This window comes from Streptomyces sp. BV286 (genome assembly GCF_019090165.1).
Lineage (GTDB): Bacteria > Actinomycetota > Actinomycetes > Streptomycetales > Streptomycetaceae > Streptomyces.
Genome location: NZ_JAHRIB010000028.1, coordinates 1 through 19,944, shown reverse-complemented (window position 1 = coordinate 19,944; position 19,944 = coordinate 1). Strand labels below are relative to the sequence as shown.

General features: G+C 71.8%; 16 protein-coding genes, 3 tRNA genes and 1 pseudogene. 8 read left to right on the top strand and 12 right to left on the bottom strand.

The window, feature by feature from the left end:
* Positions 1 to 24: 24 nt before the first annotated feature.
* From KUF83_RS03785 to purS, 7 genes are all read right to left on the bottom strand, one after another.
* Entirely contained in the window at positions 25 to 822 is a 798-nt protein-coding gene (locus KUF83_RS03785; protein WP_217453085.1) for a maleylpyruvate isomerase family mycothiol-dependent enzyme, read from the bottom strand.
* Between the two features lie 10 nt (positions 823 to 832).
* Positions 833 to 2,182 (bottom strand): hypothetical protein, encoded by a 1,350-nt coding sequence (locus tag KUF83_RS03780; RefSeq protein ID WP_217453084.1) that lies wholly within the window; start codon positions 2,180 to 2,182, stop codon positions 833 to 835.
* Positions 2,183 to 2,345: 163 nt separating this feature from the next.
* On the bottom strand, positions 2,346 to 3,269 hold the full coding sequence (locus KUF83_RS03775; protein ID WP_217453083.1) for a M23 family metallopeptidase: 924 nt from the start codon (positions 3,267 to 3,269) through the stop codon (positions 2,346 to 2,348).
* Positions 3,270 to 3,302: 33 nt separating this feature from the next.
* Positions 3,303 to 3,794, bottom strand: coding sequence for a helix-turn-helix transcriptional regulator (locus KUF83_RS03770; protein WP_217453082.1), 492 nt, complete (start codon positions 3,792 to 3,794; stop codon positions 3,303 to 3,305).
* Positions 3,795 to 3,954: 160 nt separating this feature from the next.
* Entirely contained in the window at positions 3,955 to 6,231 is a 2,277-nt protein-coding gene (gene purL / locus KUF83_RS03765) for a phosphoribosylformylglycinamidine synthase subunit PurL (protein WP_217453081.1), read from the bottom strand.
* Complete coding sequence (gene purQ, locus KUF83_RS03760; protein ID WP_217453080.1) at positions 6,228 to 6,932, bottom strand: phosphoribosylformylglycinamidine synthase subunit PurQ; 705 nt, start codon at positions 6,930 to 6,932, stop codon at positions 6,228 to 6,230. Before purQ ends, purL begins: the two co-directional genes overlap by 4 nt.
* Positions 6,929 to 7,192, bottom strand: coding sequence for a phosphoribosylformylglycinamidine synthase subunit PurS (gene purS / locus KUF83_RS03755; protein WP_009313473.1), 264 nt, complete (start codon positions 7,190 to 7,192; stop codon positions 6,929 to 6,931). The genes purQ and purS overlap by 4 nt, the downstream gene beginning before the upstream one ends.
* Positions 7,193 to 7,552: 360 nt before the next feature.
* Here purS and KUF83_RS03750 point away from each other — a divergent pair, with 360 nt between their 5' ends.
* The 8 genes from KUF83_RS03750 to KUF83_RS03715 all read left to right on the top strand — a co-directional run bounded on the left by KUF83_RS03750 (position 7,553) and on the right by KUF83_RS03715 (position 12,408).
* Positions 7,553 to 7,870: an Lsr2 family protein gene (locus KUF83_RS03750; protein ID WP_217453079.1), complete on the top strand. Its 318-nt coding sequence runs from the start codon at positions 7,553 to 7,555 to the stop codon at positions 7,868 to 7,870.
* 237 nt (positions 7,871 to 8,107) lie between these two features.
* Positions 8,108 to 8,179, top strand: a tRNA-Gly gene (locus KUF83_RS03745).
* Positions 8,180 to 8,258: 79 nt separating this feature from the next.
* Positions 8,259 to 8,334 (top strand) — tRNA-Gly (locus tag KUF83_RS03740).
* Positions 8,335 to 8,510: 176 nt separating this feature from the next.
* Positions 8,511 to 9,473 carry an ABC transporter ATP-binding protein gene (locus KUF83_RS03735; RefSeq protein ID WP_217453078.1) on the top strand — a complete coding sequence of 321 codons (963 nt, stop codon included), beginning with the start codon at positions 8,511 to 8,513 and terminating at the stop codon, positions 9,471 to 9,473.
* Positions 9,470 to 10,276 (top strand): ABC transporter permease, encoded by an 807-nt coding sequence (locus tag KUF83_RS03730; protein WP_254643329.1) that lies wholly within the window; start codon positions 9,470 to 9,472, stop codon positions 10,274 to 10,276. The genes KUF83_RS03735 and KUF83_RS03730 overlap by 4 nt, the downstream gene beginning before the upstream one ends.
* A 36-nt stretch (positions 10,277 to 10,312) precedes the next feature.
* Positions 10,313 to 11,695 (top strand): sensor histidine kinase, encoded by a 1,383-nt coding sequence (locus KUF83_RS03725; RefSeq protein WP_217453077.1) that lies wholly within the window; start codon positions 10,313 to 10,315, stop codon positions 11,693 to 11,695.
* On the top strand, positions 11,692 to 12,312 hold the full coding sequence (locus KUF83_RS03720; protein ID WP_217453076.1) for a response regulator transcription factor: 621 nt from the start codon (positions 11,692 to 11,694) through the stop codon (positions 12,310 to 12,312). The genes KUF83_RS03725 and KUF83_RS03720 overlap by 4 nt, the downstream gene beginning before the upstream one ends.
* 23 nt (positions 12,313 to 12,335) lie before the next feature.
* A tRNA-Gly gene (locus KUF83_RS03715) sits at positions 12,336 to 12,408 on the top strand.
* Positions 12,409 to 12,473: 65 nt separating this feature from the next.
* Here the strand turns inward: KUF83_RS03715 and KUF83_RS03710 are convergent.
* The 5 genes and pseudogenes from KUF83_RS03710 to KUF83_RS03690 form a co-directional block, all read right to left on the bottom strand.
* The gene (locus KUF83_RS03710) at positions 12,474 to 13,373 is read right to left on the bottom strand and encodes a phosphoribosylaminoimidazolesuccinocarboxamide synthase (protein ID WP_217453075.1); all 900 of its coding nucleotides are present in this window, start codon (positions 13,371 to 13,373) and stop codon (positions 12,474 to 12,476) included.
* A gap of 104 nt (positions 13,374 to 13,477) precedes the next feature.
* Complete coding sequence (locus KUF83_RS03705) at positions 13,478 to 14,998, bottom strand: N,N-dimethylformamidase beta subunit family domain-containing protein (RefSeq protein ID WP_217453074.1); 1,521 nt, start codon at positions 14,996 to 14,998, stop codon at positions 13,478 to 13,480.
* 318 nt (positions 14,999 to 15,316) lie between these two features.
* Positions 15,317 to 17,299 carry a hypothetical protein gene (locus KUF83_RS03700; RefSeq protein WP_217453073.1) on the bottom strand — a complete coding sequence of 661 codons (1,983 nt, stop codon included), beginning with the start codon at positions 17,297 to 17,299 and terminating at the stop codon, positions 15,317 to 15,319.
* A 316-nt stretch (positions 17,300 to 17,615) separates the two neighbouring features.
* Positions 17,616 to 18,875, bottom strand: a complete 1,260-nt coding sequence (gene purD / locus KUF83_RS03695; RefSeq protein WP_217453072.1) for a phosphoribosylamine--glycine ligase — start codon at positions 18,873 to 18,875, stop codon at positions 17,616 to 17,618.
* Between the two features lie 248 nt (positions 18,876 to 19,123).
* Positions 19,124 to 19,944 (bottom strand): annotated as a pseudogene (locus tag KUF83_RS03690) (DNA polymerase III subunit gamma and tau); the annotation flags it as partial.

Genomic DNA, 19,944 nt, shown 5'->3' with positions numbered 1-19,944 from the left:
CGAGCCGGGGCCCGGAAGCGGAGCTCAGCTCATGAGGGGAAGCAGTCCGCCGAGGTCGGCGCGTTCTCCGCTCGCGCTGACCTTCGCGTCGTCGAGGGCCGACTTCCACTCCGTGCGCCCGGTGGCAAGCCGGATCCACGTCAGCGGATCCGTCTCGACGACGTTGGGCGGGGTGCCGCGGGTGTGGCGCGGACCTGCCACGCACTGCACGACGGCGAACGGCGGCACACGCACCTCCGTGGAGGCGCCGGGCGCCTTCGCGGCGAGCGCGTCGGCGAGGAGGCGGGTGCACGCGGCGAGGGCCTGCCGGTCGTACGGCACGTCGAGTCCCGGGACGGCCGCGTTCAGGTCGTCGGTGTGGACGACCAGCTCCACCGTGCGGGTGACGAGGTGGTCGGTCAGGGTCATCGCTCCCACCCGCGTGACCAGCAGCCGCCCGGCCGGGGCGTCCGGCAGGCGTTCGGTGAGGCGGGCCGACGTGCGCGCGTACAGGGCGTCCAGGTCCGGCTCGGCGGCGGCGAGCGTCCGTACGTCGTCGTCGATCTCACCGGCACGCGGCGCGGTGGCGAACGGCCAGTCGAGCAGCGCGAACGCGGGCCCGGCGGGCTCGTCCTGGTCGAGGCCCCGGCTCACGGCCTCCGCCGCCATGGCGAGATGCACGGCCAGCTCGCGCACGGTCCAGTCGCCGAGCCTCGTGGGCTTGGCGAGCTGCTCGGGCGTCAGGCCCTGTACCGCCGCCCGTACGTTCCCGAGCTGCGCGAGGACCGCCGCTCGTGTCTTCGCCGGATCGTAGGTACGGGTGCGCTTCTTGGCCGGGGGCATGGCGGCGAGCCTAGTCCGCGCGGAACGCGGAAGGCTTGGGATATTTCACGTCGGTGCAGTTCCGGCGGGCGGTGATGTCGTCGACGTAGGCGTGGAAGAGGGCCTTCAGGCGCTGCTCGACGATCTCGTCGTACGGGTAGTCGACGCTCAGGGTGTGGAGGGCCGGCTCACCCCCGCAGGTGGAGGAGGCCCACCAGACGCCCGCGGCCCGGTCGTGGCCCGCGGTGCCGGGACGCACCGGGGTCTGGTCGTCGCCGAGGCCGTCCTCGGAGACGACCTCACGGGCCTCGTCGCCGAAGGCGGATGCGCTCTCCATCCACCAGGGCGCGACCCGCAGCACGTCCCGCAGCTTCGCGCCGTGGTGTTCGTCCTCGGTGAGGCCGGGCAGGACACTCCTGACCTGCTTCTCGCTCACCGCCAGGAGGCACTTCTCGGTGAAGCTCCGCTCGCCGACCGGGGCGTCGAGGGCGCGGTCGGGGAGCCGGCCCCGGCCCTCGCGGGCGGCGAAGTCGCGGAACCAGCGGCAGGTGCCCCGGGCCTTCGCCGAGTCCACCAGCCGCGGGTGCGGGACGTAGAGCCTCGGGAACGAGACCGGCACGGGCTTCTCGGCCGTGCAGCCCAGTTCGTGGGCGGCCTTGAAGGCGGCGTCGTGGGCGAGCTCGATCAGGGCCTGGCGGTCCTGGAACGTGATGTCGTCGTAGTAGCCCTCGGCCATGACGTTCACGGATGTGGCGTGGCCCTTGCCCGTCCCGTCGGCCGTCGTGCACAGGGCCTTCACGGTGGCGCTGTTGTCGTCGTAGTGACCGAGTGCGCCCTCGTCCGGCTCGGCGTCCTCGACCGGATGGTCCGGTGCCTCGTCGGCCTCGCGGGTCAGGTCGCCGTCGGTCTCGCGTATCCGCTCGTCGAACGGGTCGCGCGTCCAGCCGCTGACGATGTTGGCGTACCGGTCGCTGGGGTTCGTGTAGACGGTCAGCACGAAGTGCCCGTACGAGGTGCCCGGTTCGTCGACCCGGTAGATCACGCAGGCGCCGGGCAGCGAGCCGACCGTGAAGCTGTCGTCGGTGTCGGTGCCCGCGCGGGCCCGGTGCGTGCCGCCGTTGAGGTCAAGCACCTTGTCCGGGTCGACCAGACCGCCGCACGCCTCGCTGATCCGCTCCCGGCTCGCGGCCCGGTCCCGCAGGTCGGAGACCTCCAGCCACAGCCCCCAGCCGCCCGCGCCGATGCCGAACACCGCTGTCAGGGCGACGAGTTGGTTGAGCGCGTTGCGCGGCCGGCTGCCCCGGTCGGGGGTCAGCAGGCGGGAGCGCGGGAACGGTACGTACGGGGCGGAGTCCGGGGTGCGCTCGGACTGGAAACTCACGCGCTGCCCTTCGAACGGTCGAGTGGTCGAGTGGTCGAGTGGTCGACGAATGCGGTACGGGGCCGGGACGGTGCGTCCGACGCGGGCGGGAGCGGGCCGACCGCCCGGCTCACGCCCTGCGGGACCGGCACCGGCCCTCCCCCTCACAACCTCGCCGAAGTTATCAGCGGGCCTCGCGGGCGGCGGCGGGCGCTCCCTCGGTCACCTCGGTCGCCCCAGGCACCCCAGGCACCGCGGACGGCTGGTCCGAAGCCGTGAACGCCTCGCCGTCGGACGGAACACCGATGCCCCGCCAGGTGAACGGGACACCGCGGGCCGAGTCCAGGTCCGGACCGTCCATCAGCTGGAAGTGCACATGCGGTTCGGTGGAGTTGCCCGAGTTGCCGCAGCGGGCGATCTGCCGGCCCGCCCGCACGCGGTCGCCGGGCCGGACGGTGACGGAGCCCCGCCGCAGGTGCGCGTACATCGCGTACACCCCGTCGCCCAGGTCGAGGACGACGTGGTTGCCGGTGATCCAGGACGCGCCGCCGGTCTCCCTGACCGCCGCCTCGACCAGCATCAAGTAGGCGAGCGCGGGCAGGGAGTTGCGGCTGAGGTGGTCGCGCATCCGGTCGGACGCGTGCACGACCGTGGCGTCCGCCACCGCGAACACCGGCTCGTCGTACGCGGGGAAGGCACGACCGTGCCGGACGACCGGCCAGAGCTTGGCGAAGGCGGGCCGCCTTTTGCCGTCGGCGCGAGCGGCGCCCGGCTCGGCGGGCTCGGCGGGCTCGGCCACGATGTCGATCGCGTACGTCTGGCCGTAGGCGTGCGTGCCATGGCTCGGCACCTTGGTGGCCGGGCTGTTCAGGGCGGCCCAACGGCCCCTGACCGGCGGCTCCACCTCGACCGGGGTGCGGTCGGCCCACTCGCGCCGGGGTCCGGTCCGGCTCACGGCCAGCCCCAGGGCGAACGACACGAGGAGGGGCACGAAGGCCCACGCCCAGTCGATCGGGTAGCCGGGCACAAAGGCGTCGGCCAGGACCATCCCGAAGAAGGTCAGTTGCAGCGACCGGTACAGGATCATCGCGGTCTTGCGGACGGTCATGGCTCCCCCATGGGCCGAGAGTGGTCGATTGCCTCAGACCGGCTGCGCCGTGGCCAGCGCCACGAGGAGGGGCACGACACGGCTGCCCGGAATCTCGTAGCGCCCGCGCCCCGCCTGCCGCAGCCAGCCCGCCGCGGTCAACTGCCGCAGGTGGTGGTAGATCTGGCCGCTCGTCCCCACGTCGTCGAGCCCGGCCAGCTCGGTGGCCGTGCGCCGGCCGCCGAGGATCTCGCGCAGCAGCCGCAGCCGCATGGCGTGGCCGAGCGCGGCGAACGCCTCGGCCGCCTCGCTCCAGTCGGCGTCGAGCAACTGCCCGGTGAGCAGGCCGTACTGCCACTCGTACCGCTCCTCGGTCGGCAGCCGTACCGAGCCCGTGAACAGCACTCCGCCGTCCGCCTCGTGGGCCAGCTGTGCCTTGAGCCCTTCGAGAGCCCAGAAGTCGCCGGCGCCCACGCGTGGGGAGGGCCCGCCCTCCAGGGCGTCGAGACGCCGCTCCAGTTCCGCGACGCGTTGCTCCAGATCCATGCATCGAGATTACGTAATTACGTAAGAGCGAGCAAGAGGCGGCGGACGGCCGTCGGGGCGCCGCCCTCGCGGGCGCACGCGAAAGGCCCCGCCCGGAGATCCGGACGGGGCCCTCCACCGCGTACGACTGGCTGCGACCGCCGCGGAACCGGCGGACGGCCTACGCGAACAGCGCCGGGATCGTCTCCTCGTGCGCCGTGCGCAGCTCGGCCAGGGAGAGGGTGAACTCGCCCTGGACCTCCACCACCGCGCTCGCGTCCGCCACGCTGCCGTCCACGACACCGATGCGCGTGACGGGCAGGCCGCGCGCACCGCACATGTCGTTGAAGCGGAGCTCCTCGGAGCGCGGGATCGCGACGACCGCACGGCCCGCGGACTCGGAGAAGAGGAACGTGAACGCGTCGAGCCCGTCCGGTACGACGAGACGGGCGCCCTGGCCACCGAGCAGCGCCGACTCGACCACGGCCTGGATCAGACCGCCGTCGGACAGGTCGTGCGCGGAGTCGATCATGCCGTCCCGGGAGGCGGAGATCAGGATCTCGCCGAGCAGGCGCTCCCGCTCCAGGTCGACCTTCGGGGGCAGCCCGCCGAGGTGGTCGTGGACGACCTGCGACCAGGCCGAACCGCCGAACTCCTCGTGGGTGTCGCCGAGCAGGTAGAGGAGCTGGCCCTCTTCCTGGAAGGCGACCGGGGTGCGGCGGGAGACGTCGTCGATGACGCCCAGCACGGCCACGACCGGGGTCGGGTGGATGGCCGCCTCGCCCGTCTGGTTGTAGAGCGAGACGTTGCCGCCGGTCACCGGGGTGCCCAACTGCTGGCAGGCGTCGGCCAGTCCACGGATGGCCTCCGCGAACTGCCACATCACCGCCGGGTCCTCGGGCGAGCCGAAGTTCAGGCAGTCGGAGACGGCGAGCGGCTTGGCGCCGGTCGTCGCGACGTTCCGGTACGCCTCCGCCAGGGCCAACTGGGCACCGTGGTACGGGTCCAGCTTGGCGAAGCGGCCGTTGCCGTCCGTGGCGATGGCGACGCCGAGGCCGGACTCCTCGTCGATGCGGATCATGCCCGAGTCCTCGGGCTGGGCCAGCACCGTGTTGCCCTGCACGAAGTGGTCGTACTGGGAGGTGATCCAGGACTTGGAGGCCTGGTTCGGGGAGGAGACCAGCTGGAGGACCTGGCTCTTCAGCTCCTCCGAAGTGGCGGGCCTCGCCAGCTTGTTGGCGTCGTCCGCCTGGAGGGCGTCCTGCCACTCGGGACGGGCGTAGGGGCGCTCGTAGACCGGGCCGTCGTGCGCGACCGTGCGCGGGTCGACGTCGACGATCTTGCCGCCGTGCCAGTAGATCTCCAGACGGTCGCCGTCGGTCACCTCACCGATGACGGTGGCGATGACGTCCCACTTGTCGCAGATCTCCAGGAAGCGGTCGACCTTCTCCGGCTCGACGACCGCGCACATGCGCTCCTGCGACTCGCTCATGAGGATCTCCTCGGGCGAGAGCGTGGAGTCGCGCAGCGGTACGTCGTCCAGCGTGACGCGCATGCCGCCGGAGCCGTTGGACGCCAACTCGCTGGTGGCGCAGGACAGTCCGGCCGCGCCGAGGTCCTGGATGCCGACGACCAGCTTCTCGGCGAAGGCCTCCAGGGTGCACTCGATGAGGAGCTTCTCCTGGAAGGGGTCGCCGACCTGGACGGCGGGACGCTTCGACGGCTTGGCGTCGTCGAAGGTCTCGGAGGCCAGGATGGAGGCGCCACCGATGCCGTCGCCGCCCGTGCGGGCCCCGTACAGGATGACCTTGTTGCCGGCGCCGGACGCCTTCGCGAGGTGGATGTCCTCGTGCCGCATGACGCCGATGGCACCGGCGTTGACCAGCGGGTTGCCCTGGTAGCAGGCGTCGAAGACGACCTCGCCGCCGATGTTCGGCAGGCCCAGGCAGTTGCCGTAGCCGCCGATGCCCGCGACGACGCCCGGCAGGACGCGCTTGGTGTCGGGGTGGTCGGCCGCGCCGAAGCGGAGCGGGTCCACGACCGCGACCGGGCGGGCGCCCATCGCGATGATGTCGCGCACGATGCCGCCGACGCCGGTGGCCGCGCCCTGGTAGGGCTCGACGTACGAGGGGTGGTTGTGCGACTCGACCTTGAAGGTCACCGCGTAGCCCTGACCGACGTCCACGACACCGGCGTTCTCGCCGATACCGACGAGCAGGGCGTCACTCTGCGGGGCCTTCTCGCCGAACTGGCGCAGGTGCACCTTGGAGGACTTGTACGAGCAGTGCTCGGACCACATGACGGAGTACATGGCGAGCTCGGCGCCGGTGGGCCGGCGGCCGAGGATCTCCACGACCCGCTCGTACTCGTCCTTCTTCAGGCCGAGTTCGGCCCAGGGCAGCTCGACGTCGGGGGTCCCGGCCGCGTGCTCGACCGTGTCCAGAGGCGTCCGGCTCATGCGTTGACCAGCTTCTTGAGGATCGAGGTGAAGAAGGGGAGGCCGTCGGTGCGGCCGGACCCGATGAGCGGCTCGACCGCGTGCTCGGGGTGCGGCATCAGACCGACGACGTTGCCGGCCGCGTTCGAGATGCCGGCGATGTCCCGCAGCGAGCCGTTCGGGTTGCCGTACCCGTCCGCCGAGTCGCCGTCGACCACGTAACGGAAGGCGACCCGGCCCTCCGCCTCCAGCAGGTCGAGGGTGTGCTCGTCGGCGACGTACCGCCCGTCCATGTTCTTCAGCGGGATGTTGATCTCCTGGCCGGACTCGTAGTCGGCGGTCCAGGCGGTCGCCGCGTTCTCCACCCGCAGTTTCTGGTCACGGCAGATGAAGTGCAGGTGGTCGTTGCCGAGCATCGCGCCGGGCAGCAGGTGGGCCTCGGTGAGGATCTGGAAGCCGTTGCAGATGCCGAGTACCGGCATTCCCGACTTCGCCTGCTCAATGAGGGTCTCCATCACGGGCGAGAAGCGCGCGATCGATCCGGCGCGCAGATAGTCGCCGTACGAGAAACCGCCGCACAGCACCACCGCGTCGACCTGCTTGAGGTCCTTGTCCTTGTGCCAGAGCGCGACGGGTTCGGCACCGGCGAGCTTGATCGCGCGCTGCGTGTCCCGGTCGTCGAGGCTTCCCGGGAAAGTGACGACGCCAATACGAGCGGTCACTTTCCGGCCTCCGCGACTTCCTCGACCTTGACGGTGAAGTCTTCGATCACGGTGTTGGCGAGGAAGGATTCGGCGAGTTCATGGATGCGGGCGAGGGCGGCGTCGTCCACCGGTCCGTCCACTTCCAGTTCGAATCGCTTTCCCTGACGTACGTCGGAGATGCCTTCGAAACCGAGGCGCGGCAGTGCACGCTGCACCGCCTGGCCCTGGGGGTCGAGGATCTCCGGCTTGAGCATGACGTCGACTACGACGCGTGCCACTGGCACTCCCGGTGTGTGGTGCTGAGCAGGTTCGTTCAGACTACCCGTACAAAATTTCTACGCGGGTAGATTCGTAGGAATCTACGTGACGGCCATCACGATTCCGCATCGACGGCCTAACCTCGGCCTGCCTTCACGAAAAATCCTGGGAAAGATCCGGATCGAGACCGGGCTCCCTATTGCCTTGGAGACACGCCAACAGATTTAGTCGAGCTTCACATTGGATTGCCCGGCACTGTACAAATGAATTGGCAATAGCCGATACTTTGCCCAATCACTCATAAAAGCAGTCGGACAGTCGGCATCTCCGCACGTCATCGCGCGTCGCAGGAGAGGTGCCGCACGAAGGGACCGATATTCGTGGCGCAGCGTGTCGTAGTCACTCTCTTCGACGACATCGACGGCTCGGAAGCGGCGGAGACGATCGCCTTCGGTCTGGACGGCAAGTCGTACGAGATCGACCTGAATCCGGCCAACGCCGAGAAACTGCGCAAGGCCCTGGAGCCGTACCTGGAGGCCGGCCGCAAGCGGTCGCGCTCCGGCAAGGCCTACCGGCAGACGGCGGTGGCCCCCGACCCGGCGGCCGTACGGGCCTGGGCCCAGTCCAACAAGCTGGAGGTGCCCGCCCGCGGACGCATCCCCAAGAAGGTCTACGAGGCGTTCACCGCGGCTCAGTGAGCGGAGCCGTCCCGCGGAGGTGAGGCAGGGCCTCCGGTTGTCCCGGGCGCGGCCCCCGCGGGCCGGGGGACGCGCTCGGGCGCGGGTGCGTACGGGCCGGTCAGGGTCCTCGGCGCCGGGCGCCGGGGCCCGTCATCGGGCCCTGGGGACAGCCGACTTGCGCTGCACCCCCGCCGATCAGCTAGAGTCTGGAGCACGCCGAGGGGCAAGGCCGAAAGGCCCGGCTCACGGAGTCACGCGGGTGTAGTTCAGTAGCAGAACATCCCCCTTCCAGGGGGAAGGCGCAGTGTGCAATTCCTGTCACCCGCTCTGCATCACCGACCTGGTCGCTCTTTGGATCAGGTAGGCTGGTGCCCGCGCCGATCGGTGAAAGCCGGTCGGAGGCAATGCGGACGTAGCTCAGTTGGTAGAGCGCAACCTTGCCAAGGTTGAGGTCGCCAGTTCGAACCTGGTCGTCCGCTCCAGTGAGAAGCAGTGAGAGAAAGGCCCCGGTCATCGCGACCGGGGCCTTTCTCGTGTGCCTGCGTCCGCACCTCCCGTATGCCTGCGTCGGCACCCGGGCCGGCCGTCTGACATTTGTCATGTACGGCGATGACAGCTCGCACTGCCGGACGCCCCCGACGGCGGGGAGGCTTGTCTCATGAACACGAATGAACACGTGATTGAGGTCACTGATCTACGCCGCGTGTACGGGGGCGAGTTCGAAGCCGTACGGGGGGTGTCCTTCACGGTCGGCCGGGGCGAACTGTTCGCGCTGCTCGGGACCAACGGCGCGGGCAAGACCTCCACCGTCGAACTGATGGAAGGGCTCGCCCCGCCGTCCGGCGGCCAGGTGCGCGTCCTCGGCCACGATCCGTACACCGAACGCGCCAAGGTGCGCCCGCGCATCGGCGTCATGCTCCAGGAAGGCGGCTTCTCGTCCGAACTGACCGTCGCGGAGACGGTACGGATGTGGGCGGGCTGCACGAGCGGTGCCCGGCCGGAGAGCGAGGCGCTGTCACTGGTCGGCCTGACCCGCAGGGCCGGAGTACGCGTGAAGCAGCTGTCCGGGGGCGAGAAGCGGCGGCTCGACCTGGCGTGCGCGGTCCTCGGCCGGCCCGAGGTGCTCTTCCTGGACGAGCCGACGACCGGACTCGACGCCGAAGGGCGCCAGGAGACCTGGGAGTTGGTGCGCCAGCTGCGCGAGACGGGCACCACCGTGGTGCTGACCACGCACTACCTGGAGGAGGCGGAAGGGCTCGCCGACCGGCTCGCCATCCTGCACGCCGGGCGCATCGCCGTCACCGGTACCCCGGCCGAGGTGACCGCCTCCCAGCCGTCCCGGATCTCCTTCGAACTGCCCGACGGCTACTTCCCCGGCGATCTGCCGCCGCTCGCCTCGGTCGGGGTCACCGGCCACGAGATGGAGGGCCGGACGATCCGGCTGCGGACGCTCGAGCTGCAGCGGGCCGCCACCGAGCTCCTCGTCTGGGCCCAGCGGGCAGGCGTCGAGCTGCGAGGGCTCGATGTCCGGTCGGGGTCGCTGGAGGAGGCGTTCCTGCGGATAGCCCGTGAAGCGTCGCAGACGTCGGAGATGACGGCGGAGAAGGAGCGTGTGGCATGAGCGCGGAGACGATGACCACCACCGCACAGGCCGGTCCGACCGCGACCGCCGCACGGCGGATGACGGCCCTCGCGCGGGCCGAACTGACGCTGCTCGCCCGCAGCAAGGCCACGTTCTTCGCGGCCCTGTTCGTGCCGCTGATCATGCCGTTCAGCCTTCGCGGGGTGGTCGAGGACATGGACCTGCAGGAGGCGGGGCTCTCGGTCGGCTCGGTCATCCTGCCCTCCGCCATCGGCTTCTCCCTGCTCTTCGCCGTCTACAGCTCGCTGGTGAGCGTCTACGCCGCCCGGCGTGAGGAGCTGGTGCTCAAGCGGCTGCGCACCGGGGAGCTGCGGGACGCGGAGATCCTGGCGGGCGCCGCGCTGCCGTCGGTCCTGATCGGCCTCGTCCAGTGCGTGGTCCTGACGGTCGCGTGCGCGGCACTCCTCGACCTGGGGGCGCCGGAGGCACCGCACCTCGCCGTTCTGGGCCTGCTGCTGGGACTCGCCATGTGGCCCGCCATCGCGGCCGTCGTCGCGAGCTTCAGCAGGAGCCTGGAAGGCGCCCAGGTCGCGGCGATGCCTTTGCTGCTCGTGTCCATGATGGGTTCCGGCACCTTCATTCCGTTCGAGCTCATGCCCGACCGGCTCGCCGCCGTCTGTGAACTGCTGCCGCTGTCCCCGGTGATCACCCTCCTCCGCGGCGGCTGGACCGGAGACCTCGGCGCGTACGACGCCCTGGGCGCCATCGCCACAGCGGTGGCCTGGCTCGTACTGTCGGTGTTTGCTGTACGGCGGTGGTTCCGCTGGGAGCCACGGCACTGAGACGGCCGGGAACGACGACGAAACACGGAGGCGGGTATGCGCGGGCCGGGGGCCTGGTGGCGGGCTCAGAGCACGCCGGCGAAGGTCGAGACGTACACCCGTTGGTCCTTCCACGTCTTCGCGCTGGTCGAGGTGACGGCGATCGGCCTGCCGGCCTTCGGGCAGGTGGGGGCGCCGCTCGCCCTCTGGCTGTTCCCGCCGCTGGTCGTGCACGCCCTGCTGGGGTCGGTGACCTCGTCACGGGCGCTCGACTGGACGTGCGGCCGCCGTGAGCAACCCGTACGACTGCTCGCGGCGCTCGGTGTCCTCACCGCGCTGCTCGGGATCGGGGCGCTCGCCGTCTCCGAGCACGGGCCGGGCGGCGAGGACATCGACACCGCGGCGGGCACGTTCTTCGTCGTGGTGGTGCCCTTCGGGATCGGCATGATGGCGCTCGGGATGCGTCGGCGGCGCATCCCGGCACTGCTGGGCGGACTGGTCGCGGGTACCTGGGCCGCGGCATTCCTGATCGGACGGCCGGCGGCCACCGCGGCCGCCACTGCGCTCGCGGTGCTGGTCATCGGCGGGTTCCTCTGCTTCACCTCGATGTTCTCGGTGTGGCTGCTGAACGCCGTGCTCGAACTCGACGCGGCCCGCGAGACCCGTACCCGCCTCGCCGTCGCCGAGGAGCGGCTCCGCTTCGGGCGCGACCTGCACGACGTGATGGGCCGCAACCTCGCGGTGATCGCCCTCAAGAGCGAGCTCGCCGTGCAGCTCGCGCGCCGCGAGCGCCCCGAGGCCGTGGAGCAGATGATCGAGGTGCAGCGGATCGCCCACGAGTCACAGCGCGAGGTCCGCGAGGTCGTACGCGGCTACCGCGAGGCGGACCTCGGCGCCGAACTCTCCGGCGCACAGGGCGTCCTGACCGCGGCGGGGGTCGACTGCACGGTGACCGGTTCCGCGACGGGCCTGCCCCCGGCTGTTCAGTCGGCACTGGGATGGGTCGTACGGGAGGCCACCACGAACGTCCTGCGGCACGGGGACGCCCGGCGGTGCCGCGTCTCGCTGGAACCGGCCGGGACCCACGTGGTCCTCACCGTCGAGAACGACGGGGTGGACCGGGGCGCGCAGGAGCGGGCCGGGGAGCCCGGTGCGCCGGGCGAAGAGGGTCCCGACGGGGGCCCCTCGGCAGGGCGGGGCCCTCAGCTCGGCGGCGGGTCCGGGCTCGCCGGACTGCGGGAGCGGCTGGCCGCGGTGGCCGGGACGCTGGAGGCGGGACCCGTCGACAGCGACCTGTTCAGGGTCGTGGCCGAGGTGCCACTGCCTCCGTCCTCCCCCTCCACCTCCCCCGCACGGTCCCGGCCCCGGAAGTACTCCTCCAAGCCGTCCCCCTCCTCGCCTCCCGTTCCCCGCTCAGTGAGTGAAGAGGTCGGTTCATGACGTCCGTACGACCCATCCGGCTGCTGCTCGCGGACGACGAGCACCTCATCCGGGGGGCTCTCGCCGCGCTGCTCGGGCTTGAGGAGGACCTGCTCGTGGTGGCCGAGGCGGCCGACGGACCCGAGGCACTGGCGATGGCCCGGGCCCACGAACCCGACGTGGCGGTACTGGATCTGCAGATGCCCGGGGCCGACGGTGTGAGGGTGGCCACATCGCTGCGGACCGAACTGCCCGTCTGCCGGGCGCTGATCGTGACCAGCCATGGGCGCCCCGGACACCTCAAGCGGGCACTTGCGGCAGGTGTGCGCGGGTTCGTCCCGAAGACGGTCAGCGCACAACGGCTCGCGGAGATCATCCGGACCGTGCATGCCGGAAACCGTTACGTCGACCCGGAGTTGGCTGCCGACGCGATCTCCGCCGGGGACTCGCCGCTGACCGCGCGCGAGGCCGAGGTGCTGGAGCTGGCCGCCGACGGCGCGCCCGTCGTGGAGATCGCGGAGCGGGCAGCGCTGTCCCAGGGGACCGTGCGGAACTATCTGTCGTCCGCCGTGTCCAAGCTCGGCGTCGAGAACCGTCACTCGGCGGTGCGTCTCGCACGGGAGCGAGGTTGGGTATAGTTGCTCTCGCGCCACGGCGCAGCGCGGACGTAGCTCAGTTGGTAGAGCGCAACCTTGCCAAGGTTGAGGTCGCCAGTTCGAACCTGGTCGTCCGCTCAGAGTAAGCAGGCAGGAAGCCCCCGGTCATCGCGACCGGGGGCTTCTTCGTGCCGCTGCCGGGCTCACCTCCAGGTGGTGCCCGTCAGCCGCTCGTACGCCTCCACGTACTTGGCGCGGGTCGCGTCCACGACCTGCTGAGGCAGAGCGGGCGGCGGCTGCTCGCTCCGGCGGTCCCAGCCGGACTCGGCGGACGTCAGCCAGTCACGTACGTACTGCTTGTCGAACGAGGGCTGCGCGCGGCCCGGCTCCCACTGGTCGGCGGGCCAGAAACGGGACGAGTCCGGGGTCAGCACCTCGTCGGCGATGACGAGCGTCTCGCCGTCGAAGCCGAACTCGAACTTGGTGTCCGCGAGGATGATCCCGCGTTCGTGTGCGATGTCCCGGCCGCGCCGGTAGACGGCGAGCGTCGCCTGCCGCAGCTGGGCCGCGGTCTCCGCGCCGACCTGGCGGGCCACCTCCTCGTACGCGACGTTCTCGTCGTGCTCGCCGACGGCGGCCTTGGTGGCCGGGGTGAAGATCGGGCCGGGCAGCTCCGAGCCGTCGGTCAGCCCCTCGGGCAGGCCGAGACCGCAGACGGTACGGGTCTCGTGGTACTCGGCGAGGCCCGAGCCGGTGAGATAGCCGCGGGCGACGCACTCGACCGGGACCATGCGCAGCGACTTGCAGATCAGGGTGCGGCCCTGCCACTCGGCGGGGGCGCCGGGCGGCGGCTCGGTGCCGAGGACGTGGTTCGGCAGCAGATCGGCGATCTTGTCGAACCACCAGAGCGAAAGCTGCGTCAGGACGCGGCCCTTGTCGGGGATCACCGTGGGCAGCACCCAGTCGAACGCGGACAGGCGGTCGCTGGCGACCATCACGAGGTCGCCCGCCTCGTTCTGGTACAGGTCGCGCACCTTGCCGGTGTGCAGGTGCACCAGGCCCGGAACCTCGACGGGCTCGGGCTTTTCTACGAATCCGGACACGGTTCCTCCCCGTGGTTCTGACTGAATGGCTCGATTCTCCCGTATGCGGAGGTCGGGCTCGGCCAGGGGGCCGGGGGGAGGTGTGCGGACGGTGCGGGGCGGCCTCAGTCGCGTTTGCAGATGCGGTCCAGGAGGTTGGCCGTGGCGCGCTGGACGCGGGTGTCGACGTGGCCCGGGCGGTCCAGGGCCGGGGACCAGGCGAAGGTGCCCGCCGCGAAGACGAGGGCGCCGGAGTGCGCGCGGTACAGGGACGTCTCCTGGTGACGGATCGCTCCCTCCGTGTCCCGGTACGGGGAGTGGGAGAGGAGGATGCGGCCCTGGTGCTCGGGGAGCGCGATACGGGGGAAGTAGCGGTCGGCCTCGCCCGCGACCATGCCCTCCAGCTCGTCACCCTCGTGGGCCCCGGTCGCCTCCCACAGCCAGTGGTCCCCGTTGCGGACGACGAGCGGGTGAGCCTCGGGGACCCGGCCCGCGTACTGGATGCCCAGGACTTCCTGCTCCGGACGGTCCACCTCGCGCCACAGGGCCGGTTTTCCGGGCCCGCGGCGTTTTCGGCAGGTGAGCAGCCGGTCGGGCACGCCGGACGGGGAGGGGCCCAACTCCACCTGCCAGTACATGGTGTTGGCGGAGAGGAAGACGAGTGAGGTGCCGTGCTCGCGGGCGACGTCCACGGTCCGGCGCATCGTCGTCGACCAGTACTCGTCGTGCCCCGGGAAGACCAGGCCGCGGTAGCGCGTGGGATCGACGCGGCCCGCGTGCAGATCGCGGGCGTCCGCGTACGCGAGGTCGTAGCCGTAGCGCTCTGCCCAGCGGATGAAGTCGTAGGCGTGACCCACGTGCAGGGGCAGCCCCGCGCCCGCGTACGGGCGGTCGAAGGAGACCGTCGTCGCGGCGTCGGCCTCACCGAGCAGCCGGCCGCTCTCGTCCCACGCGTGGTAGAGGCTCGCGCCCGTGTGGCCGTCCTCCGGGTAGAGGTTGTACGCCTGCCAGGTGATGTCCGGCAGAAGGAGCAGCAGGTCGGCGGGGTGGTCGTCGCGGACCGTGAACGGGATGTGGGAACGATGGCCGTCGTCGGTGGTGAGCACGGCGACGTACGCGCCGACGCTCCAGTACGACGGGATCTGCAGCCGCCACGAGAGCCACCAGTGGTGGCAGGAGACGGTGCGGTCCGCGGTGAGCGGGGGCGGCTGGACGATCCCGGAGAGGCGCGGACTGGTGGTGATCTTGCTCGCGCCGTCGCCGCCGTAGTGACCGATGCGGTAGATGTCCACGCTGAACTGCTGCGGCGGGTCCACCGTGATGTGGAAGTCGATGGCCTCACCGGGGGCGGCCGCTCCGGTGGAGGCGAAGCCCTTGATCTGACGGTGGACGTCGTCGGCCGAGCGGGGGTCTCCGGCGGTGGTGCGGGGCGTGGGGATCCGCGGGCCGGTACTCCGGTGCTGGTCGCCGGGGCGCGTCGCGCCGGGCGGCGGCGCGTGGTCCACGTACCAGGGGACGACGTGCCCCGTGTCGTCGAAGTAGTGCTCACTGCCGCGCAGCCACGGAACGGGGCCCTGCCCGAAGGGGTCGGTGACGGCATGCGCCAGCGCCCCCGACTCCCACCGGCGAATCTGCTCCGACCCCATGCGACGTTCCCTCCCTCGTGCCCCCGTCAGCCCTTGCACGCCACGCCTGTGACGGGCTCCAGCACATCACATTACGCATGCACGCGGTCACCGTTCGTCGCGAATTGCCTCCGGCGGTCGGGGAGGGACGGGGGCAGGTGGGGATGAATGGGGCTTGGGGGCGGGGTCGATCGAGGGCCGGGGGGGGTGATCGGGGGCGAACGGCCGGGGGCGGGGAACCGATCGGGGGCGGCCGGCCCTGAGGGCGGACGGAGCCCGGAGAGGGCTCCGGTCAGGGACGAGACGGAGAGGGGCGGCGGGGCGGATCGCGCCCCCGCTTCAGACCAGCCGAACCGGCTTCTCCGGGCGTACGCCGAGGTCGAGAAGCCACGCTCGGAGCGGCGCCGGATCCCCGTCTTCGATGAGACTGAGAACCCGTGGTCCCAGATCGACGGACCGCTCACCGCCGACGAGGAGCGAAGGGCCGTCCAGCCAGTCGAGCCCCGGCACTGCCCCCGCCGTGTCCATCGCCGCACAGCAGACCATCGCCGTCACGTGGTCGCCCAGCAACTCCCGCCCCGTCCGCGGTGGTTGCAGCGGGAAGAGTGGCAACGTGCCGTCGTCCCAGAGCGCCAGGTCGGGGCCGCCCTGACCCACGGACCCTGCCGACGACGCCCCCGCTCCGGCCGCCGCCGCGGCCTCCTCACGCGCCAACTCGGCGCTCAGCACCGCCGCGAGCTCCGCGCTCCGCTCGGTCGCCGGCCCGCCGTCCTCGTCGATCTCGTCGATCTCCGGCCCACCGTCGTCGCCGTACTGCGGCGCTGCCGCCTCTCCGCTCTCCGCGTCGGCCGGGTCGTGCGCGCGGTCCGTGCCGCCTGTGCGGTCCGTGCGGTCCGTGCTCTCCGGGCTGTCCGGACTGTCCGCATCGTTGCCGTTGCCGTCACTCTGGCCGTTGCTGTGGCCGCTGGCGCCGACGGTGTTCGCGATGCTCGTGTTGTTCCTGTTGTTCGTGTTCCGCGCGAGCGGGGGCGGCTCCGAGGTCAGGTGGTCCATCACCCGAGCCAGCGTCGGGCCCTCCGGGTCCGGCGCCTCCTGCTCCGACGCACGGCTCACACCGAGCGTGTCCAGTACCCGGTGCAGCCGCGCCGCGTCCGTGCGCCACTTCCGGTCGACGACCTCGTCCGGGTACTCGGCCCAGTCGACGGGGGCCCAGTCAGGTCCCGTCTCGGCAGGCCCGCCGTGGAAGAGACGCGCGGCCAGCAAGGACGTCGCCTCGTCGATCGCGCCCGGCTCCTCCAGAAGATCGCAGGCCGGCCGCTCGCCGAGCCGGGAGGCGAAGCCCTCGGCGAGCCGGTCCCGCCGGGAGAGCTCGGTGAGGGCCGCGACGACGCCCGCGTCGAGCCGGGACGGCCACCGCCCCATGCGCCAGGCGGGCAGCGCGACCCTGGTCAGCAGCCGGTCCCAGCCCGCGTACGCCAGACCCACCTGCTCCTGGGCGACGATCCGCAGCCCGTAGTCCACAGCCTGTGCACGCTCCGCCGCCGCGGCCGCCACACCCCGCTCCATCTCGGCCGCATGCCCGCGGCAGCTGCGCAGCAGAATCCTCGTCACCCAGCCGGCCCCGCCGAGCACCGCGCGGACCAGGGGCCCGCGCGTGGGCGCCGACGTCACGGCCACGGCCGCGTCGAGCCCTCGTACGAAGCGACGGGCCGCGGCTATGTCCGGGTGCGCGGAAGGGCCCGTACCCGCGACGACCGGCGCGAGGACCGCGCGCAGCTCGCCGACCCGCATCCACCACAGGAAGGGCGAGCCGATGACGAGGACGGGCGCGGCCGGTGTGCGCCGCTGTGCCGACGGCAGGCCCCGGACGCCCTCTATCTCGTCCCCGGGCTGCGTACGGGGCGGACCGTGGGCCGGATGCGTGCGGTCCTCCAGCCAGCTGTCGCAGTCCGGGGTGAGCGCTATCGCGGAGGGGGCGGGCACTTCGAGGCGGTCGGCCAGGTCCCGCACCATGCGGTACAGGTCCGGCGCCGACTCCTCGGCGACCGGCACCGTGGGGCTCACGGCGGGCCGCGAACGGGCGACGACCAGCGCGATGCCGGCCGCGGCGAGAAGCACGAACAGGGCGAGACCCGACACGGTCCAGCGCACCACGCCCCAGCCGGGACCGTCGATGTGCCCGGTCGACCCGCCGACGAGCAGGACGACGGCGACGGCCGCGGGCAGCAGGGCGACGGCCAGGGCCCTGCTGCGGATGCGCAGCACGGCGAGGGCCCGTGAGCGCGCGGCCTGCGCACCCACCTCGACTCCCATACCGGACACGACCGGTGTCACCCCCTACTGGCCGCCGGGCGCATGTGTACCCGGCAGCTGTCGACGGACGTCCATGGCGTTGCTCACTCCCCCACTGTGGCACCCACGACCGACATCGCAATGCCGGTGGGCCAAGTGCCGGAACGCTTGCGCCGCACCCTAGTTGGGGCCCCGGCCCTCGTCAGCCGGATGGGGGATCGGTCACTCGATGGAATGGCTTTGGCTAGAGGTGGCTGACGAAAAGGCCCCGGATCCTGTGCTGGATCCGGGGCCCGGTGTGATCGTTCGATGGGTGATGGCGCAGGTGGCAGGCCGTAACCGAGGGTTACTCCCCGGTGGCTTCCGCCACCTTCGCCGCGATGTCCGTACGGTGCTGGGCGCCGTCGAGGCGGATTCGGTTGACCGCCGTGTACGCGCGGGTGCGGGCCTGGGTGAGATCCGTGCCGCTGGCGGTGACCGAGAGGACCCGGCCGCCCGCGCTGACGACCGCTTCACCGTCACGCTTCGTACCGGCGTGCAGGACGTACGCGTGCGGGGCGTCCTGCGCGGCCACCTCGTCGAGACCCTCGATGGGGTCGCCGGTACGCGGGGTGCCGGGGTAGTTGTGCGAGGCGATGACGACGGTGACGGCCGCGTCGTCGCTCCAGCGCAGCGGCGCGAGGTCGGCGAGGGTGCCCTCGGCCGACGCGAGGAGGACGCCGGAGAGCGGGGTCTTCAGGCGGGCGAGGACGACCTGGGTCTCGGGGTCGCCGAAGCGGGCGTTGAACTCGATGACCCGCACGCCGCGCGAGGTGATCGCCAGACCGGCGTAGAGGAGCCCGGAGAAGGGGGTGCCGCGGCGGCGCATTTCGTCGACGGTCGGCTGCAGGACGGTCTGCATGACCTCCTCGACCAGCTTCGGGTCGGCCCACGGGAGGGGCGAGTACGCGCCCATGCCGCCGGTGTTCGGCCCTTCGTCGTCGTTCAGGGCCCGCTTGAAGTCCTGGGCCGGCTGCAACGGGACGACCGTCACGCCGTCGGTGATCGCGAAGAGGGAGACCTCGGGACCGTCGAGGAACTCCTCGATGACCACGCGGTCGCAGGCGTTGGCGTGAGCCCTCGCCGCGTCGAGGTCATCGGTCACGACGACGCCCTTGCCGGCCGCGAGACCGTCGTCCTTCACCACGTAGGGAGCGCCGAAGGCGTCGAGCGCCACGTCGACCTCGTCGGGGGTCGTGCACACGTACGAGCGGGCGGTGGGCACGGCCGCGCCCGCCATCACGTCCTTGGCGAAGGCCTTGGAGCCCTCCAACCGGGCGGCCTCCTTGGAGGGGCCGAACGCCGGAATGCCCGCCTCCCGCACGGCGTCGGCGACCCCGGCCACGAGGGGGGCCTCCGGGCCGACGACCACCAGCTCGGCGTCGAGTTCCGTGGCCAGCGCGGCCACGGCCTTGCCGTCGAGGGCGTCGACCTGGTGCAGCTCGGCCACGTCGGCGATGCCCGCGTTGCCTGGAGCACAGTGCAGCGCGGTGACGTCGGGGTCGAGGGAGAGGGAGCGGCACAGGGCGTGTTCGCGGGCACCGCTGCCGATGACGAGGACCTTCACGGGGGCCAGCCTAGCTGTCGTGTGGGGAGGTGCGGACGTGGTGGGGCGTGCGCCCCGCGGCCCGCGCTCTCGGCGGGTGCCGGGGCCGGAAGCCGGGACCGGAAGCCGGGACCGGTTCGAGGAGTCCGATCCTACGGACCCTCTGAGGCCTGCCTGCGGCTGACCGGTGTCTGACTGCGACCAACGCAAGAAGGCCTCCGGCCACTTGTGCGAGAACGCCTCCGGCTACTCGTGGGAGACGTCTCCGGTTACTCGTGGGAGAACTCCTCCAGCACCGTCGCCCCCAGCTCCCGCACGATCAGCTCATGGCCCGACAGTGCCGACTCGTCGAGGTCGGGATCGTCGTCCGCCGCGATGTCGTCCTCCAGGGAGACGGGGGGCGGCTCCGGAGCGGAGGGGCGGGGCTGGTGCGGCGACGCGGACGAGGAGGCGGCGCCCCCGGACGCCGGCCGGCTCTGGGATGCCGGGGCGTCACCTCTCGAAGCCGGAGCCTGAGCCGTGGGCTGCTGCGGGCCGGGGCCTGGCGCACTCGGGGCGGCGCCACCGGACGCGTAACCACCGCCACCGCCACCGCCGGGCGCGTAACCGCCGCCACCGCCGAAACCGGAGCCGGGCGCGGGCGGCGGTGCCGAGCCGCCGGACGGATCGATGACCGCCTCGACCCTCCACTGCACGTTGAACTGCTCGGACAGGGCCTGCCGCAGGACTTCCTCGCTGCCGCTGCTCGCGAAGTTGTCCCGAGCGCCCACGTTGACGAAGCCGAGTTGGAGGGTCGTGCCGTCGAAGCCCGTCACCTGGGCGTTCTGGCTGAGCAGGATCCAGGTGAAGCGGCGGCGGTTCTTCACCGCCTCCAGGATGTTCGGCCACAGGGTGCGGGGGTCGGGCCCTCCGCCCGCGGAAGCGAAGGCCCCCGCGGGAACCCCGGCCCCCTGGGACGGGGCGGGGGCGGAGGACGGGGCAGAGCCAGGAGCTTGGGTGTGCGCGGAGGCGGGAGCACCCTGCGCACCGGCGGGCGCGGGCGCCTCGGATGCCCTGGCTGCGGGCTGGCCTCCACCGGCGGCTGCGGCGG

Coding starts and splice junctions, on each gene's coding strand:
- KUF83_RS03775 (WP_217453083.1), bottom strand. CDS start 3,269: ATGACCGTCCGCAAGACCGCGATGATCCTGTACCGGTCGCTGCAACTG.
- KUF83_RS03785 (WP_217453085.1), bottom strand. CDS start 822: ATGCCCCCGGCCAAGAAGCGCACCCGTACCTACGATCCGGCGAAGACA.
- KUF83_RS03730 (WP_254643329.1), top strand. CDS start 9,470: ATGAGCGCGGAGACGATGACCACCACCGCACAGGCCGGTCCGACCGCG.
- KUF83_RS03720 (WP_217453076.1), top strand. CDS start 11,692: ATGACGTCCGTACGACCCATCCGGCTGCTGCTCGCGGACGACGAGCAC.
- KUF83_RS03725 (WP_217453077.1), top strand. CDS start 10,313: ATGCGCGGGCCGGGGGCCTGGTGGCGGGCTCAGAGCACGCCGGCGAAG.
- KUF83_RS03735 (WP_217453078.1), top strand. CDS start 8,511: ATGAACACGAATGAACACGTGATTGAGGTCACTGATCTACGCCGCGTG.
- KUF83_RS03705 (WP_217453074.1), bottom strand. CDS start 14,998: ATGGGGTCGGAGCAGATTCGCCGGTGGGAGTCGGGGGCGCTGGCGCAT.
- purL (WP_217453081.1), bottom strand. CDS start 6,231: ATGAGCCGGACGCCTCTGGACACGGTCGAGCACGCGGCCGGGACCCCC.
- KUF83_RS03770 (WP_217453082.1), bottom strand. CDS start 3,794: ATGGATCTGGAGCAACGCGTCGCGGAACTGGAGCGGCGTCTCGACGCC.